14 protein-coding genes are annotated in these 16,202 nt (G+C 57.1%); 5 read left to right on the forward strand and 9 right to left on the reverse strand.

All coding sequences use genetic code 11. The annotated features are described in order from the left end of the window. Positions 1-232: 232 nt before the first annotated feature. From AC007G_RS11415 to AC007G_RS11435, 5 genes are all read right to left on the reverse strand, one after another. The gene (locus AC007G_RS11415; RefSeq protein WP_131063793.1) at positions 233-1,456 is read right to left on the reverse strand and encodes a DUF3500 domain-containing protein; all 1,224 of its coding nucleotides are present in this window, start codon (positions 1,454-1,456) and stop codon (positions 233-235) included. Next, complete coding sequence (locus AC007G_RS11420; RefSeq protein ID WP_064793768.1) at positions 1,456-2,325, reverse strand: fumarylacetoacetate hydrolase family protein; 870 nt, start codon at positions 2,323-2,325, stop codon at positions 1,456-1,458. The genes AC007G_RS11415 and AC007G_RS11420 overlap by 1 nt, the downstream gene beginning before the upstream one ends. A 10-nt stretch (positions 2,326-2,335) precedes the next feature. Then, on the reverse strand, positions 2,336-2,713 hold the full coding sequence (locus AC007G_RS11425; protein WP_032696237.1) for a nuclear transport factor 2 family protein: 378 nt from the start codon (positions 2,711-2,713) through the stop codon (positions 2,336-2,338). Further along, positions 2,710-3,492 carry an SDR family oxidoreductase gene (locus AC007G_RS11430; protein WP_032687788.1) on the reverse strand — a complete coding sequence of 261 codons (783 nt, stop codon included), beginning with the start codon at positions 3,490-3,492 and terminating at the stop codon, positions 2,710-2,712. Before AC007G_RS11430 ends, AC007G_RS11425 begins: the two co-directional genes overlap by 4 nt. A 248-nt stretch (positions 3,493-3,740) precedes the next feature. Further along, positions 3,741-4,625, reverse strand: a complete 885-nt coding sequence (locus AC007G_RS11435) for a LysR family transcriptional regulator (RefSeq protein ID WP_142630628.1) — start codon at positions 4,623-4,625, stop codon at positions 3,741-3,743. A 113-nt stretch (positions 4,626-4,738) separates the two neighbouring features. Here AC007G_RS11435 and AC007G_RS11440 point away from each other — a divergent pair, with 113 nt between their 5' ends. Further along, complete coding sequence (locus tag AC007G_RS11440) at positions 4,739-5,590, forward strand: Vmh family MBL fold metallo-hydrolase (RefSeq protein WP_142630627.1); 852 nt, start codon at positions 4,739-4,741, stop codon at positions 5,588-5,590. Between the two features lie 63 nt (positions 5,591-5,653). Here the strand turns inward: AC007G_RS11440 and AC007G_RS11445 are convergent, their stop codons facing one another. Beyond that, the gene (locus AC007G_RS11445) at positions 5,654-6,952 is read right to left on the reverse strand and encodes a glycoside hydrolase family 28 protein (protein WP_142630626.1); all 1,299 of its coding nucleotides are present in this window, start codon (positions 6,950-6,952) and stop codon (positions 5,654-5,656) included. Next, a complete protein-coding gene (locus AC007G_RS11450; protein ID WP_077267074.1) occupies positions 6,949-8,400 on the reverse strand; it encodes an MFS transporter in 1,452 nt (483 codons plus the stop codon). The genes AC007G_RS11445 and AC007G_RS11450 overlap by 4 nt, the downstream gene beginning before the upstream one ends. Positions 8,401-8,864: 464 nt before the next feature. Here AC007G_RS11450 and sra point away from each other — a divergent pair, with 464 nt between their 5' ends. From sra to AC007G_RS11465, 3 genes are all read left to right on the forward strand, one after another. After that, the gene (sra, locus tag AC007G_RS11455; RefSeq protein WP_004861775.1) at positions 8,865-9,005 is read left to right on the forward strand and encodes a stationary-phase-induced ribosome-associated protein; all 141 of its coding nucleotides are present in this window, start codon (positions 8,865-8,867) and stop codon (positions 9,003-9,005) included. Between the two features lie 172 nt (positions 9,006-9,177). After that, positions 9,178-10,875, forward strand: coding sequence for an NAD-dependent malic enzyme (locus AC007G_RS11460; RefSeq protein ID WP_004861771.1), 1,698 nt, complete (start codon positions 9,178-9,180; stop codon positions 10,873-10,875). Between the two features lie 337 nt (positions 10,876-11,212). Continuing rightward, positions 11,213-12,925: an ABC-F family ATP-binding cassette domain-containing protein gene (locus AC007G_RS11465; protein ID WP_142630625.1), complete on the forward strand. Its 1,713-nt coding sequence runs from the start codon at positions 11,213-11,215 to the stop codon at positions 12,923-12,925. Positions 12,926-12,989: 64 nt separating this feature from the next. Here the strand turns inward: AC007G_RS11465 and AC007G_RS11470 are convergent, their stop codons facing one another. Continuing rightward, positions 12,990-13,967 carry a bifunctional helix-turn-helix transcriptional regulator/GNAT family N-acetyltransferase gene (locus AC007G_RS11470; RefSeq protein ID WP_142630624.1) on the reverse strand — a complete coding sequence of 326 codons (978 nt, stop codon included), beginning with the start codon at positions 13,965-13,967 and terminating at the stop codon, positions 12,990-12,992. Positions 13,968-14,168: 201 nt separating this feature from the next. Next, complete coding sequence (locus tag AC007G_RS11475) at positions 14,169-14,768, reverse strand: inorganic diphosphatase (RefSeq protein WP_032696241.1); 600 nt, start codon at positions 14,766-14,768, stop codon at positions 14,169-14,171. A gap of 256 nt (positions 14,769-15,024) precedes the next feature. Here AC007G_RS11475 and adhP point away from each other — a divergent pair, with 256 nt between their 5' ends. Beyond that, the gene (gene adhP, locus AC007G_RS11480; protein WP_004861757.1) at positions 15,025-16,035 is read left to right on the forward strand and encodes an alcohol dehydrogenase AdhP; all 1,011 of its coding nucleotides are present in this window, start codon (positions 15,025-15,027) and stop codon (positions 16,033-16,035) included. Positions 16,036-16,202 lie beyond the last annotated feature (167 nt).

Here is a 16,202-nt window from a genome sequence, read left to right on the forward strand (position 1 = left end):
AACAACTGCCGCACATCAACGCCAGCGGAAATAACGCCAGCATTGAGACTCTGAATGAACAGTTTAATTCCATTGCCAGATAACCTCATTGTAGGAGACAGAGATATTTTTTTATTTACCGCCCGGAGCCTGTTCAGGCAGGCTCATAGAGAATGGCGCGTCAATGCGCCCACCCGCGCTACGCCCCAGGGTTCGCGACGGGTGATATCAACAGAAATTAAAACCAACAGATTTATTTGCGCGTTTGCGCCAATAAGGCTTTGCCGTAATCATTGCCATTCGGGATCCGCGTAATCGTGTGAATATGAAAACGCGCCGGCTGCTCATTGGTCAGCCACATGCCGCTATGGTGATCGAACTCCAGCATCACCACCGGACTTTGAATACGGTAATAAAAGACATCGTCATCGCCGCAGCCGCCAATCCAACACCACCAGGTTTCCTCAAGATGCTGTTCAATGCACGCCAGCCGGCGCTGTCGCGGAGCATCGGGCAAAAAATCGAGGAAGCAGGCAATCGTCGCCATTAACATCTTGCGCTGCGCCGGACTGAACTCCGCCGCACAAATTCCCTCATAAGGAATCATGCGGTTATCCTGAAACGCCCCGCCCAGATGGCGCTGATCGGCAAAGTTAAAGCGCTCTGGCGGCATGGCCGGATCTTCCATCTGCTGGAAAATCGTTGCTCGTTTTTGCTGACGCGGAGTCAACGCCTGCATTAACGCCAGACCGCAGCGCTCTTCGTCGCTAAACAACGTCGCGTCACTGTCATCGCCGCGATCGATAACGTTTGGCTCCACGCCCATAAACGTGGGGGCGATAGTCAACTGACGTCCGACGATAAAGCAGCAAAACGCGACATGATGGCCGTAGATACTCCACCCCCAGGGCCGATCCGCAGAAGGCTCGCCGAACAGCATAAAATGGAAGCTCCAGCGGTTCATGATGTTATTCAGGTCATACAGCTCACCAAGGAAATGGTTGGCATCCATCAGGCGCGACACTTTGCGAAATCCCTGCTCGCTGGTGCAGGCCCTCAGTAACCCGAGAAACGCGTCGCGCGTCGCCGGAGAGGTCGCTTCAAGGCGCACGCCGTAGTCATTGAACGGAATTTCCGGGTTATACCAGGCTCGCCACTGCGGCGCATCTATCGGCTGGCAGACGCGCTGGTGCTGCGACGGCTCCAGCGTCAGCAGCAGCGCCCTGGCGACGGCGACCGCCTCGTCGACGGCAAACCCTTCATCGGCTAACGCGAAAAGCCCATCGCGTACCCTGCCGTCAGTGGTGATCCCGCGAAACGTTTCATCCAGGCTGGCCTGCCACTGGGCCTGTAGGTCACGCGCCTTTTCCGTCGCCAGCATCCGGGCGCCATAGGTGGCGACATCCACGTTGCGCGCGGCCAGAATACGTGGCGCGTCGGCGGGCAGAAGATAATCACGAAAAGAGTTACTGCTCATCACGCCTCCCACGCTATAGCGTCGTCTTCTGCCACCACGCGATGTTCTATCGCCCCGAGGCCGTCGATGGTCAGATGCAGCAGATCGCCCGGTTGCAGGAAGCGCCCGGTCGGCGCGCCAATCCCGGATGGTGTTCCGGTAGCGAGCACGTCGCCCGGCTCCAGGGTCATCACCGATGAGAGGTACTCAATCTGTTGATATATGTTGTAAATCATATCGCCGGTAGAGGCGTGCTGACGTTGTTCACCGTTCACCGTTAGCGTCATCTGTAGCGCCAACGGGTCGGCAATTTCATCGCAGGTCGTCAGCCACGGTCCCAGCGGCCCGTGCGTATCGAATGATTTACCGAGCGTAAAGGTCGGCGATTTTTTCAGCCAGTCGCGCGCGGAGAGATCGTTGACGATCAGATAGCCGGCAATCACCGCGGGGGCATCGCCGGCACAGACGTGGCGGCAGCGGCGACCGATAACCACACCGAGCTCGATTTCATAATCCATCTGCTCGCTGATGCGCGGCTTAACAACCGGATCAAAGGGCCCGCTGATGCAGGAAACCTGCTTGTTAAACCACATTTGCGATGACGGGATCGCGATCCCCGCCCGGCGTGCCTCCTCGGCATGCTGGCGATAGTTCATACCAATGCCGAGAAACTTCTGCGGGTCGTGAATCGGGGCCTCCAGGCGGACCTCCTCTAGCGCAATGGCCGGCCCGGCGACCCGCTCAAGTCGTTCGCGAAGCGCCGGCAGATCGTTGAGCAACTGGCGCATGGAGTGGTCGATGCCGGTGATTTCTGATAAATCAATGACCGTAGAATCAACCACTTTGCCAAGCCGGGTACGTCCGTGGTGGGTGTAGCGCACGAGCTTCATAGCACTCCTTCTACGCCGCAAAGGGCGTCATTTGTGACAATATAATTTGCCAGCCCTGTGGGGAACGACGCAGAACCAGCGTGGAAAAACCGTGGCGAACCCTTTCGGCGCCATCGTGCAGTGAACGGACCACGTTGCGCGTTTCGCCGCTGATGAGGGCAATATCGCCCAGCAGACGAATGTCAGGCGTTGGCCGTTCGATAGCCACAAAGCCGCCCATTTTCACCACGTGTTCGAGAAACCCGGCTTTACCCTGTACCATTCCGGTGCTGTGAATATGAACAAGATCGTCGGCCAGGAGCGCCGCCAGACGCACGCTATCACCGGCCACCAGTGCCTGCTGACGCTGCGTCTCAAGCGTCAATAGCGCCAGGACATCCGCATTCATAGCAGCCCCTCATAGGAACCGCCGTCGAGCTGCAGGTTTTGTCCGGAAATATAGGAAGCCTGCTGGCTACAGAGAAAGGCGCAGGCCGCAGCGAACTCCTCCGGGCGGCCAAAGCGCCCGGCGGCGATTGTCGCCTCATTGCGTCGGCGCGCCTCTTGCAGACTGATACCCTCTTTATCCATCAGCCGCTGCAGCATAAATGCCTGGCGTGGCGTATCGATCCGCTCCGGAAGCAGATTGTTGATAGTCACATTGTCGGCCACCACCTCACGGCCGATCGCTTTGCTGATGGCCGTCAGCGCCGTCCGCGCCGAGGTGGATAGCCCCATCATGTAGTGCGGCGCTTTGACCATGGCCGAAGTGATATTGACGATCCGCCCGAAGCGCTGCTGCTGCATCGCCGGCAGCCAGGCGCGAATCAGCTGTACCGCTGGAATAAAATTGGCCGCCATCGCTCCCAGCAGCGCCTCCTCGTGCCAGTCGGCAAGTACGCCGGGCTGAGGCCCGGCGTTATTCGTCACCAGAATGTCGATTTTCGGCCAGGCTGCCAGGATCGCCGCGCGCCCCGCCGGCTGCGTCAGATCGGCAGTGACGGTCGTGACGGCAACCTGAGGAAAGCGCTGACGCAGCGCCGATGCCGCCTGCGCCAGCTTCTGTTCATAACGCCCGTTTAGCGTGACGTTCACGCCTTCTGCCGCCAGTGCCGTCGCACAGGCCAGACCGAGCCCTTGCGATGATGCGCAGACGAAAGCCTGTTTTCCGCCAATCCCCAGATCCATTCTCCGCTCCTGAATGTTAATTATTGGTAAAATAATGTACATATATTGATATATCTCAAATTACGATATGTCTAGATATCAACCAGAGGATTAGATGAAAGTCGGAGATGGCTCACGAAAGCGGCCGCTGTCGGCGGGAACCAGAAATCGACGAGCGGGCGCCGCCCTGTATCAGGTAGCGAGGGGGGAGATGGCAGGAGCACGCGCGCCCACAAGGCGCGACGCAGGATCAACGGGACGAAAGTGCGCTAGCTAAGCTGCGCCAGCTGCTGTTGAATCTCATCGAGGAACAGCGGTAGCGCGCTGGGCTGATAGTCGCGCGATAAATAGATGCCGTACACGCTGAGCGCTTTCGGCGTCCAGCCCGGCAACACCGGCTTCAACGCCCCGCTGTTGAGCGCGCGCTGCGCTTCCAGTTCCGGCAACATCGCGATACCGCATCCGGCTACCGCCGCTTCCAGCAGTAATGAGGAGATCCCGGCGCTGAGGTTGCCGGAGACCGCCACGGAGACGGCTTCGCCCTGCGGATCGCTGAACTGCCAGGTCGGCGTGGCGAAATGGCTGTAGTGCAGACAGTTATGTGCGCTGAGCGCCGCCGGCGTCTGCGGCTGGCCATGTAACTGTAGCCAGCGCGGCGATGCGCACAGCACCGAACGGCAGACCCCCAGCCGACGGGCAATCGCTCCTGGCTCCGGGTTATCGGTGATACGAATCGCCACGTCAATACGCTCGCCGATCAGGCTCACCGGATGGTTATTGATATCCAGTTCCAGACGCAGCTGGGGATAACGGGCGAGAAAATCGGGTAACAGCGGCGAAATCAGCTGCATGGCCGTAAAGTGAGCGCAGGCGACGCGTAGCGTGCCGCTGGGCACCGCCCGCTCGGTCTGCCCGGCAATTTCATCCGACAGTTGCGTCAGGCTGCGGGTTTTTTGCAGCACCTTCTCCCCGGCGGCGGTTAAGGTTAATTTACGCGTCGAACGGTGAATCAGGCGGGTACCCGCCCAGTGTTCCATCTGTTCCAGATAGCGACTGACCATCGGGCGCGACATCCCCAGCGCGCGGGCCGCTGCGCTCAGGCTCCCCAGTTCGCAGATCCGCATGTAGACCTGCGCGGCAATAATTCTGTCCATCTTTCACTTCCATCTGCACGTTTTATGAAACTCAGCATCTCTTTTTTCAGGAATTTTCGCAAATCAGGAAATCCGTAAAATAGCGTTATTGATCAGACACAGAGAAAACCACCATGAAATTATCCGCCCTTGCCGTTGCCACCGCACTGTTCAGCTCCGCTGCCTTTGCCGCACCTTTAACATTGCAGACCTATAACCCGCAGGATAAAGGTATCTTCGCCGTCAACTCGACGCTGGCCTCCGGTCCGCATGAGGCGGTGCTGTTTGACGCGCAATTTAGCGTTAAAGACGGCGAGAAGCTGGTGGAGATGATCCGTAAAAGCGGCAAAAAGCTGACCCGCATCGTCATCACCTCCGGCGACCCGGACTTTTACTTTGGCCTTGAGCCGCTGGTGAAGGCCTTCCCGCAGGCAAAAATCGTGGCGACCTCCGAGGTGGTTAAGCATATTGAGGCGACCAAATCGGCAAAACTGGCCTTCTGGGGCCCGCAGATGAAAGACGGCGCGCCAAAGCAGCTTTATACGCCGCAGGTCATTGAAGCTAACACCTTTACTATCGACGGCGAGAAAGTCCGCATCCTCCAGCCGCAGCACTACGCGGCCTTCGTGTGGATCCCGGCGAATAAAGCGATCCTCGGCGGCACCGGCGTGGCCTGGGGCATGCACGTGTGGACCGCCGACACCCAGAGCGCGGAAAGTCGTCAGCAGTGGCGCACCACGCTCGACGATATGGCCGCCCTGCACCCGCAGCAGGTGATTCCGGGTCACTATCTCGGGACGCCGCCGACCGGCGATCGCGCGATTACCTTCACCCGCGACTATCTGCAGCAGTTTGAGCAGGCGCTGAAAGCCCATAAAGACTCCGCCGGAGTGATTGCCGAAATGAAGCAACGCTGGCCAAATCTGGCGGAAGAGAGTTCTCTCGAGCTCAGCGCGAAAGTGAATACCGGCGAGATGAAGTGGTAACAAGCGTCGCCTGCAACTGAACCGGGGCCTGACGATGTTCAGGCCCCGGGTTGAGGCACGGGGTTACTGAATTTTCACGTTTCGGGCGTTAATCACCTTAATACCGCGATCGTCGTCGTGAAAATGTCCTTCCGTGGGTTCCGTATTCCAGGTCTCCAGCAGCCGTTCTTCAGGCGCCAGCGCATAGCTAAAGTTTCGGATGCTCACATTGTCGATCGGCGCTTCCGGTAGCCCGACAATAAACGCGGCGCTGGAGAGCACGTTGGTCGCCAGCACATTCTCAATCAGGATATCGCGGATGTGCGGCGTCATTGCGCTCAGCGGCTGCGGCCGTTCGGAAAGCGTTACGTCGCGTTCATGCGCCAGCACGCCAGGGGCAAAATATTGACCGATCACAATCGGGCACCAGCAGCCATCCATCGTCAAATCGCGCAAAGTGATGTTTTTAATCGTACCGCCCCGCCCACGCCGTGATTTCAGGCGAATCGCCCGCTGGGTGCCTTCGAAAACGCAATCGCTCACCGACACATTTTCAATGCCCCCTGCCGTTTCCGAACCAATGGCGATGCCGCCATGGCTGGCGAGGATACGACAGCGGCGCGCCGTGACGTTGCGGGTGGGTCTGTTGATGCGCAGGCCGTCCGCCCCCGAGCCGGATTTTAAGGTAATCGCATCGTCACCCACATCAAACAGACAATCCTCGATAGTAATATTCTCGGAAGAATCCAGATCGATGGCATCGGTATTGATGGCATCGGCCGGATTGAGGATTGTCACTCCGCTGATGACGATATCACGGGAATAGACGGTATGCAGGGTCCAGAACGGTGAGTTCTGCAAGGTGATCCCCTGCAGGTGAATCGCCGAGCATTTCCAGAACTGAACCAGCGGCGGGCGCAGGAACTGGGTCTGAGGACGCCCGCCGCCGCCGGGGCGAGAACGATAATCCGGATTCAGCGCCGCCAGCTGCCGCTCCCAGCTTTCCCGCGGCGCCTGACGGTCCTCCTCTTCAATCTGACGGAACGTATCCCACCACCACTGGCCCGCCCCCTCAATCACCCCCGCCCCGCGAAGGGTAATGTTGCAGGCATCCGCGGCGTACAAAAGCGGGTGCAGCGCATAGCATTCGATCCCCTCCCAGCGTGTCCAGACCGGCGGGTAGAGCTGCGGGTCGGCAATAAAGCGGATCGTTGCCCCTTCTTCCAGGGTCAGCGTCATATGGCTGTACAGAGTCAACGGCCCCGTCAACCAGGTGCCCGGCGGAAAGATAATCTCAGCGCGATGTTCCTCGCTGGCCGTACGGGCAGCCTCGTCAATCAGGGTCTGCAGGTCGGTATTGTCGCTGGCAATATAGGTGGTCATTTTTTTACATCCCAAATTTCATCATAAGCGTAGCCGGTGAGATCCTCGACGATGGCCCGGGTTTTCGGGTCTACATCCTCTTTGGCGCCCCCCTGCTGCAGGCGGTCCATCTCGGCCTTAACGACCTTGTGGGTTTGCGGGTTCAAATTGAAGGTGCGAATCAGATACAGGGAGTAAATCAGGCAAATGAGCGGAATAAAAATAAATGCGATCATGATAGCGATTTGTGCCGCAGGTATTTGTACCGCCAGCGATTTATCAAATCCGCCGAATGCGAGGATCCAGCCAATAATCGCCGAGCCAATCGCGCCAGTTAATTTTCGGGTAAAGGTCTGGCAGGCGGCAAAGGTTCCTGCCCGCAGTTTGGTGGAAACCAGAGTATCGACATCCGGCACCAGCGGAATCACGTTCCACACCGTATATTCCATCGTCTGGCGGCCAATCTGGAATAAGGCTGACAATATCAGAATGGTCACAAATGCCGCGCTATCGGAGAGCTGAATATGAAAGACATATAACCCCAGATAATAAATGAGGACGGCGATCATCAGTGAAAATGCCATTGACCACAGCCATTTTGGCCCAAATTTAAACATAAAAAAGGTGGCGATCGGCACCACGATCAATCCAATAATAGAGAGCGACGAAGCGGTCTGCGCCATCCCCTGCGACAGACCCAGGATAAATACGACGTAGAAGAAAAAGGCGGTATTGAAACAGTCCTTCGCGAAGTAGGAGACAAAATAGATAACACAGGTTCGGCGGCAGGCTTTCGTTCTCATCACATGAAGATATTCATTGATAGAGTAAATAATATTTTTCGGCCGCTGCTCTTTAGCGCTGTTCTCAAACGCGTCAACATATCCCGGGGAAAACTCCCAGGTTGTCAGCCACGTAATGATGGTACCGGCAAACAGCACAATGCCAAACACAATCCCGGAAATGGTATAGGCCTGGGGGCTATCGCTGCCCAGCATCACCAGCAGCAGCGCCGGCAAACCGGTGACGGCGAAGGTCCCGAAGGCGGAGACGAACATCCGCACGGAGCTCAGCTTCACCCGCTCGTGCGCTTTATCGGTCATTTCCGTGGCAAGCGTTTCATAGGCAATATTATTAAACGACTGGGCGGTATCAAGCAGGAACAGCACCACGAAATACCACAGCCAGGAACCGACATGGACCGTAAACAGCAGCGGGAAACAGATTAAGGTGAGCGTCGCGCCGATCAAAAATAAAATATGTCGCCGCCCTAATCTGCGCCCAATTGCCGTACGGAAGAGTTGATCGGAAACGCCGCCAATCACGCCACAGACGATCATATCCAGTATTTTCAGCGCGAATAACATGGTACCCACCACCCCGGCATTTAACCCCGCCCAGGTGCTGAGGAATATCATCAGGTAAGAGCCGACCAACGTTCCCCATGCCGACCCGTTGAGATCGTTCATGGCATAACCTAAGGAGCGCAGCAGCGTAATCGGTCTTTTTCTATATACGCGCAACTCCTCATAATTAATTTTTTTCAATTTATTGTCCTTTTTATTATATTCCCCATTAAATAGCGCCCGGCAAGCGCGCTCGATACAACACTCATCAAGGTAATATTTATGCGCATTATCACAATTACGTAATTTCACTAACTGGTTGTGAAAATTAATAATTGTGCGGGAGATAACAAAAAGCCGGAGCGGAGAATGGTGATAAATTTCGTCGGGTTAAGGGCAGCCGCGGGCCTTATTTCTCGCCCGATAATGGCGGTCCCGGCATAATATTTTGCCGCATAAGGTTGCCATTGGCGGAAAAATAGACCACGATAGATAGCACGGTCGCGCCAGCGCGCCGTTCTTAGGGTTACATTTCGTCCGGCCACGCCGGGCTTGTCCTTGAAACAGAACTGGATTAAGGAGTAAGAATGAAATCGAACCACCAGGCACGTCATCTTCTCGGTCTGAACTATAAACTGTCGCAGCAGAAAAAAGTGGTGCTGGACGGCGATGTGGAAACGACAATTAACCACGCTCATGCCACCGGCCGTAAGCGCCGCGCGGGTTAATTTCTCAGCTGAATGATGATAAAAACACCGTCCTTTCGTCAGGATGGTGTTTTTTTAATACAATTTCCCCTCTTTGATAACATCTGCTCTATACTGCTCCCGCTGCATTCCCTGCCAGCCCGCACGCTTATCGCCGCGCACGGTCTGAAGTGAACATCAAGGAGTTAGTGCGATGCAATTCACCCATAAGAAAAACCGTTCCCTGTATATCCCCTACGCTGGCCCCGTTCTGCTCGAATTTCCCCTTCTCAACAAAGGTAGCGCCTTCAGCATGGAAGAGCGCAGCAGCTTTAACCTGCTCGGCCTGCTGCCAGAAGTTGTTGAAACAATTGAGGAACAAGCTGAACGTGCATGGATCCAGTACCAGGGGTTTAAAACTGAGATCGACAAACATATTTACCTGCGCAACATTCAGGACACCAACGAAACCCTCTTTTATCGCCTGATTGGCAACCATCTCGATGAGATGATGCCGGTCATCTATACGCCGACCGTTGGCGCCGCCTGCGAGCGCTTCTCTGAGATCTACCGTCGCTCGCGCGGGGTGTTTATCTCCTATCAGAACCGGCACAACCTCGACGATATCCTGCAAAACGTCCCGAATCACAACGTCAAAGTGATCGTCGTCACCGACGGGGAGCGTATTCTGGGTCTCGGCGACCAGGGCATCGGCGGTATGGGGATCCCGATCGGTAAGCTTTCGCTGTACACCACCTGCGGCGGTATCAGCCCGGCCTATACGCTGCCGATCGTGCTGGACGTCGGGACTAACAACCAGCAGCTGCTCGACGATCCGCTGTATATGGGCTGGCGCCATCCGCGTATTACCGACGATGAGTATTATCAGTTTGTCGATGATGTTATCCAGGCCATTAAGCACCGCTGGCCGGACGTTCTGCTGCAGTTCGAAGACTTCGCGCAGAAAAACGCCATGCCGCTGCTCAACCGCTATCGCAATGAGATTTGTTCATTCAATGATGATATCCAGGGCACCGCCTCGGTGACCGTAGGCACGCTGATTGCCGCCAGCCGCGGTGCGGGCAGCCAGCTGAGCGAGCAGAAAATCGTCTTCCTCGGCGCCGGCTCCGCCGGTTGCGGGATTGCCGAACAGATTATCGCCCAGATCCAACGCGAAGGATTAAGCGAAGAAGAAGCGCGCCAGCGCGTGTTCATGGTTGACCGTTTCGGCCTGCTGACCGACGCCATGCCGAACCTGCTGCCGTTCCAGAACAAACTGGTGCAGAAGCGTGAAAATCTCCAGCAGTGGGATACCACCAACGAAGTGCTCTCCCTGCTTGACGTTGTGCGAAATGTGAAACCGAATATCCTAATCGGTGTTTCCGGCCAACCGGGTCTGTTCACCGAAGAGATTATTCGCGAGATGCATAAGCACTGCCCGCGTCCCATCGTAATGCCGCTGTCGAACCCGACCTCTCGCGTCGAAGCCACGCCGCAGAACATCCTCAGCTGGACCGACGGCGAAGCGCTGGTTGCCACCGGCAGCCCGTTCGCGCCGGTCACGCTGAAAGGTAAGCAGTACGTCATTGCCCAGTGCAATAACTCCTATATCTTCCCCGGTATCGGCCTCGGCGTAATCGCCTCCGGCGCATCGCGAGTCACCGATGAGATGCTGATGGCGGCCAGTGAGACGCTGGCGAAGCACTCACCGTTGGTCAACAACGGCGAAGGCCCGGTTCTGCCGGAACTGAAAGATATCCAGACCGTATCGCGCGCGATCGCTTTCGCGGTCGGTAAAGTCGCTCAGGAACAAGGCGTGGCGGTGAAGACCTCCGCCGAAGCACTGTTGCAGGCGATTAGCGATAACTTCTGGCTGCCGGAGTATCGCAACTACCGCCGCACCTCGATCTGATTAACCGACATCGCAAACGGGCCTGACAACGGGCCCGTTTTTTTGCCGCCGCCCCACTATCTTTAGTCGCTAGCCAAATCGCCGCCCACCTCCTACACTGCTTTCACCTGTCAACTCACTCAATGAAAGGAGGACCCCATGCTGTTATGTGAAATATCTATATTTTCACTGACATTTGGTAATCGTCCCTGCTCAAGCGTTATCGGTATCGTGCTGCGATAACTTCAGCTTGAGCGAAGACACCCCAGACTAATTCCCTTCCCTCGGGCTTACCGGGTTATCGTCAGCGATGTTTGACGAGGCGTTTTTACGCCTGTAACTCTTGAGTAAGTTCACGATGAGTACATTATTTAGCGCGCAATCTCTGCATGTTGAAACGGCATTCGGGCCGCTTTTCACCGACCTCTCCTTTACCCTGAAAAAAGGCGATCGCATCGGCCTGATCGGCCATAACGGCTGCGGCAAAAGTACCCTGCTGCAGGTGCTGGACGGCACGCTGACGCCCGGTGCCGGCAGCGTGGCGCTGGCGCACCATTGCCTGATGGCGCGGGTTGAACAACACCTGCCGGATACCCTGCTACAACAATCGCTGATCGAGGTGGTTCTGGCGCGGCTTGCCGCCAGCGGGCGTGAACAACAGCGCTGGCAGGCAGAACGTCTGCTGGCGGAAATGGGGTTTACGACGGCGGAATTCACGCAGCGTGCGGCAACGCTAAGCGGCGGCCAACATACCCGACTGCTGCTGGCCAGAGCGTTAATTCAGCAGCCGGATCTCCTGCTGCTGGACGAACCCGGCAACCATCTCGATCTGCCGACCCTGCTGTGGCTGGAAAGCTTCTTGCAAACCTGGCAGGGGAGCTTCGTGCTGGTGTCACATGACCCCCTTTTACTGGATGCTGTAACTAATGCCAGTTGGATCCTGCGCGACAAAACCCTGCACGCCTTCTCCCTTCCCTGTAGCGCGGCGCGTCAGGCGCTGGCGGAACGGGACGAAAGCGATGCCCTGCGTCATAAAGCCGAGCAGCGAGAAATCGACCGCGTCACCACCAGCGCTAAACGGCTGGCGACCTGGGGACAGGTGTACGACAACGAAGATCTTTCGCGCAAAGCCAAACAGATGGAGAAACAGGTCGCACGCCTGAAGGAGAGTCAAACCGAGCTGACCGCCGGCACGCCGTGGCGGCTGGCGCTGAACGGTGACGCCCTGCGGGCCGATCGTTTACTCGAAATTGAACAACTGCCGGTTCCCCCGGCTCCGGGATTACCAGCCCTGTTCACCGCCGGGCTGGCGCGTCTGCGCAGCGGCGACCGGGTGGCGATAATGGGGCGCAACGGCGGCGGGAAATCATCGTTGCTGCGCCTGCTGTGGCGGCAGATGCAGCAGGCGGCGCCGGATGTCGGACTGCGCCTGCATCCCCGATTACATCCGGGCTACTACGACCAGTCGCTGCGTCAACTGGCGGATAACGCCACGCTGCTGGAGGCGCTGGAGAGCTTCGAACCCGCCGCAGAGCGCCGTAAGCGGGCGCTGATTTCCGCCGGTTTCGGCTGGAGCCGTCACGGGCAAAAGGTCAGCACCCTCAGCGGGGGTGAACGTTCCCGACTGCTGTTTGTCGGGCTGTCGCTGGCGAGCTATAGCCTGCTTCTGCTGGATGAGCCCACCAACCATCTGGATATGGAAGGCAAAGAGGCGCTGGCTGCCTCGCTGCGCGAGTATTCCGGTGGTCTGCTGCTGGTCAGTCATGACCGTCAGCTGATAAGCCAGAGCTGCAACCGCTTCTGGCTGATTGATGATAACGGGCTGAGCGAGTGGCATACCGCCGATGAAGTCTACACCCGCCTGCGCAGCGGGGCGCCTCAGGCCGGGAGGCGCGCCGAAGTTGATGCGACGTCCACCGCCGCCGATGACCATGACGCCCTGCTGGAACGGCTGATCGATCTGGAACAACGGCTGGCGGATGATATATCGCGTAAACCTAAGCACCAGAAACCCCACCTGCAGGCGCAGTGGCGCGAGGAGATCGCCGCCATTACTGCCAGACTGAGTTAGAGGAGACTGAATCCCCGCGAAGGTGGCGACACCTTAGCGGGGTGTCCGCGAGCAAGGACCGTGGTTATGTCGAAGCAGAATCCGCCGGGTATCGGCTAAACTGCTGTTCGGTCATCATCATCCCCCACTGATCGCCCTGCCACTCTTTATGCAGCGTAAAGCCGAATGATTCATACAGCGCGCGCGCGGCGTGCAGCCCGCTGAAGGTCCACAGCTGGACGGCAGAAAAAGCGCGACGGTCGCAAAAAGCCATCGCCTCGGCCAGCAGGCGTCGGCCAACGCCGCTGCCCCGACAGCGGTCGTCGAGAATAAACCAGCGTAGATGCGCTTCGTTATTGCCCAGATCTTCACCATCGATGGCCACGGAGCCGACGATGTTGCCCTCCAGCACGGCCAGCCAGATGTGATTGCACTCGGCGTCAAGTCGGGCAGAAAACTCCGCCAGCCCGCTGGCGACCTTACCTTCGAAAAAGTGGCCGAACCCGTGGTGCCGGGCATAATATTCGCCGTGCATCTGCGCGATGCGGCCAATCATACCCGGCCGGTATCCGCTCACAATCGTCACGTTGTTTGCCGCGGCGGGCCTGGGGACATCGCGGCATTTCGCCAGCGCCTGCGCGTACGCGGTCAGCCCCAGCGCCACGTTTTGTTGTTGTCCGGCGTCGAGATGCGTGAGCGCATCAACGACCCGCATCGCCCCGTAATCGTTAATCCGGCTGACCGTCCCCCGACCCTGTTCCGTCAGTTCGAGTCGCTTAAAGCGGGCATCTTCGCCGTCGGGTTTTTCCTGCAGCTCGCCGGCGGCCAGCAGACGGGACAACATACGGCTGACGCTCGATTTCTCCAGCCCCAGGATCTGAACCAGCTGTGCGGCGGTCATCGCCCCATTGGCGGAAATCTCCAGCAGCGTATGCACGGCGGAGGGTGAATAGTCGGTGGCTGCCAGGGTGGAATTCATGAAGCCGAGTTCACGAACCATCAGGCGGGAAGCGCGGCGTATTTCATTGATCAGCGATTCGTTAATAAGCGATGGATGCGTCATGGCGATCGGTGCAGGTGAGTTAATAGTTGTACAATACAACCATTATTGTGTTCTCCCTGTCAATCCGCGCCGCCCTTCGGCCCGCCGGCCCGGATGATATTTCCTGCCGGCTAACCCGCTCTTTGCCAGGATTAAAAACGGCCGCAGCGGCTCATTACCCGGCTAAAAAAGCACAGGCGCCGTGCAGCGCCTGTTTTTATCTTATTGTGGATTTTTTGCTTTCCAGGCATCCCATGCCTGCTTGATCTCTTGTTTCGCCGCGTCGGCATCGTTAAAGCCGTTCAGCTCGACCTTTTTACGTCCATCAGGCAGCTGCTTATAGACGCGGAAAAAGGCCTGCAGCCGCTCCTGCTCAATATGAGGCAGGTCGCTGATATTCTTGATGTCATCATAGGTCGGGTCGATTTTGCTCGCCGGCACGGCAATAATCTTATCGTCCTTTTCCCCACCATCGATCATTTTCAGGACGCCGATCGCCCGCAGCTTAATCAGCGTCCCCGGCGCCATCGGTGCGCGGGTGTAGAACACCACATCCAGCGGATCGCCGTCTCCCGCCAGCGACTGGGTCAGCGAACCGTAGTTAGCCGGATAGGCGACCGGCATCGACTGGAAACGATCGGCTATAATAAATCCCGTTTTGGCGTCAGTTTCATATTTGATGATACCGCCCGTCGGAATTTCCGTGACCGCGTAAAACTCTTGCGGATTGTTCTCCGGCTGCGGAAAGTCCAGTACGTTATGGGCCTGAGCGGCGGCAGACAGAAACAGCGATGCGGCGAGAACAGTTTTTACCAGATGCATTGTAGTATCACTCTGTTGTTATAAGAAATTTGCCTGTAACAGCCTGCCGGTTAGCAATGAACAGAATATGACGACCTCATTTCATAATTATTAACAGCCAAAATTCACATAAATGTTCGAATTTTGCGCCATTAGTGCTGCTTCAGACCACATATTTCACTAGCACCCTTGCATTCCTGACTATTAGGGTTAATCCTTAATGAGTATTATTTAAGAGTAAACACCCCCTTTTTTCTTCAAAATTCAAGGAGTAAACATGAAGGCAGCCGTTGTTACCCACGATCATCAGGTTGATGTGACGGAAAAAACACTGCGTCCCCTGCAACATGGAGAGGCGTTGTTGAAAATGGAGTGCTGTGGCGTATGCCATACCGACCTGCACGTGAAAAACGGCGATTTTGGCGATAAAACCGGTGTAATTCTGGGCCATGAAGGCGTGGGCGTGGTACAGCAGGTCGGTCCGGGGGTCACCTCCCTGAAACCGGGCGACCGCGCCAGCGTGGCGTGGTTCTTCGAAGGCTGCGGGCACTGCGATTACTGTAACAGCGGCAACGAAACGCTCTGCCGTTCGGTAAAAAATGCCGGTTACAGCGTAGACGGCGGCATGGCTGAAGAGTGCATCGTCACCGCTAACTATGCGGTCAAAGTGCCGGACGGCCTCGACTCTGCCGCCGCCAGCAGCATCACCTGCGCGGGTGTGACCACCTATAAAGCGGTGAAAGTCTCCCATATTAAACCGGGTCAATGGATTGCCATCTACGGTCTTGGTGGTCTCGGCAACCTGGCGCTGCAGTATGCGAAAAACGTGTTCAATGCCAAAGTCATCGCCATCGACGTTAACGATGCGCAGCTGGCGCTGGCGGCCGAGATGGGCGCAGACCTGACCATTAACTCCCGCAACGAAGATGCGGCGAAAGTGATTCAGGAAAAAACCGGCGGTGCTCACGCAGCCGTCGTCACCGCGGTGGCCAAAGCGGCGTTTAACTCCGCCGTTGACGCCGTACGCGCCGGTGGCCGCGTGGTGGCCGTTGGCCTGCCTCCGGAAGCCATGAGCCTCGATATTCCGCGTCTGGTGCTGGATGGCATCGAAGTGGTGGGCTCCCTGGTCGGCACCCGTCAGGATCTGACCGAAGCCTTCCAGTTCGCGGCCGAAGGGAAAGTGGTTCCTAAAGTGACGCTGCGTCCGCTGGGCGATATCAACGCCATCTTTAAAGAGATGGAACAGGGGCAAATTCGCGGCCGTATGGTTATCGATTTCCGCCGCTAAGCCTCGCGCCTCTCCCGCTCCGGGAGAGGCCGTTTCATTACGCTGGCCGCCCGGCATGCTCCCGTTTCGCCAGCTATCTCCCGCATAGAATATTTCCCCGTCGCGGCAAATGCCTTTTCCGCAAATGCTTAGCGCAATTCGTTGGTTCCTTTGTTTATATCCGCGCC

The sequence above is a fragment of the Klebsiella sp. CSG-1 genome (genome assembly GCF_056521145.1).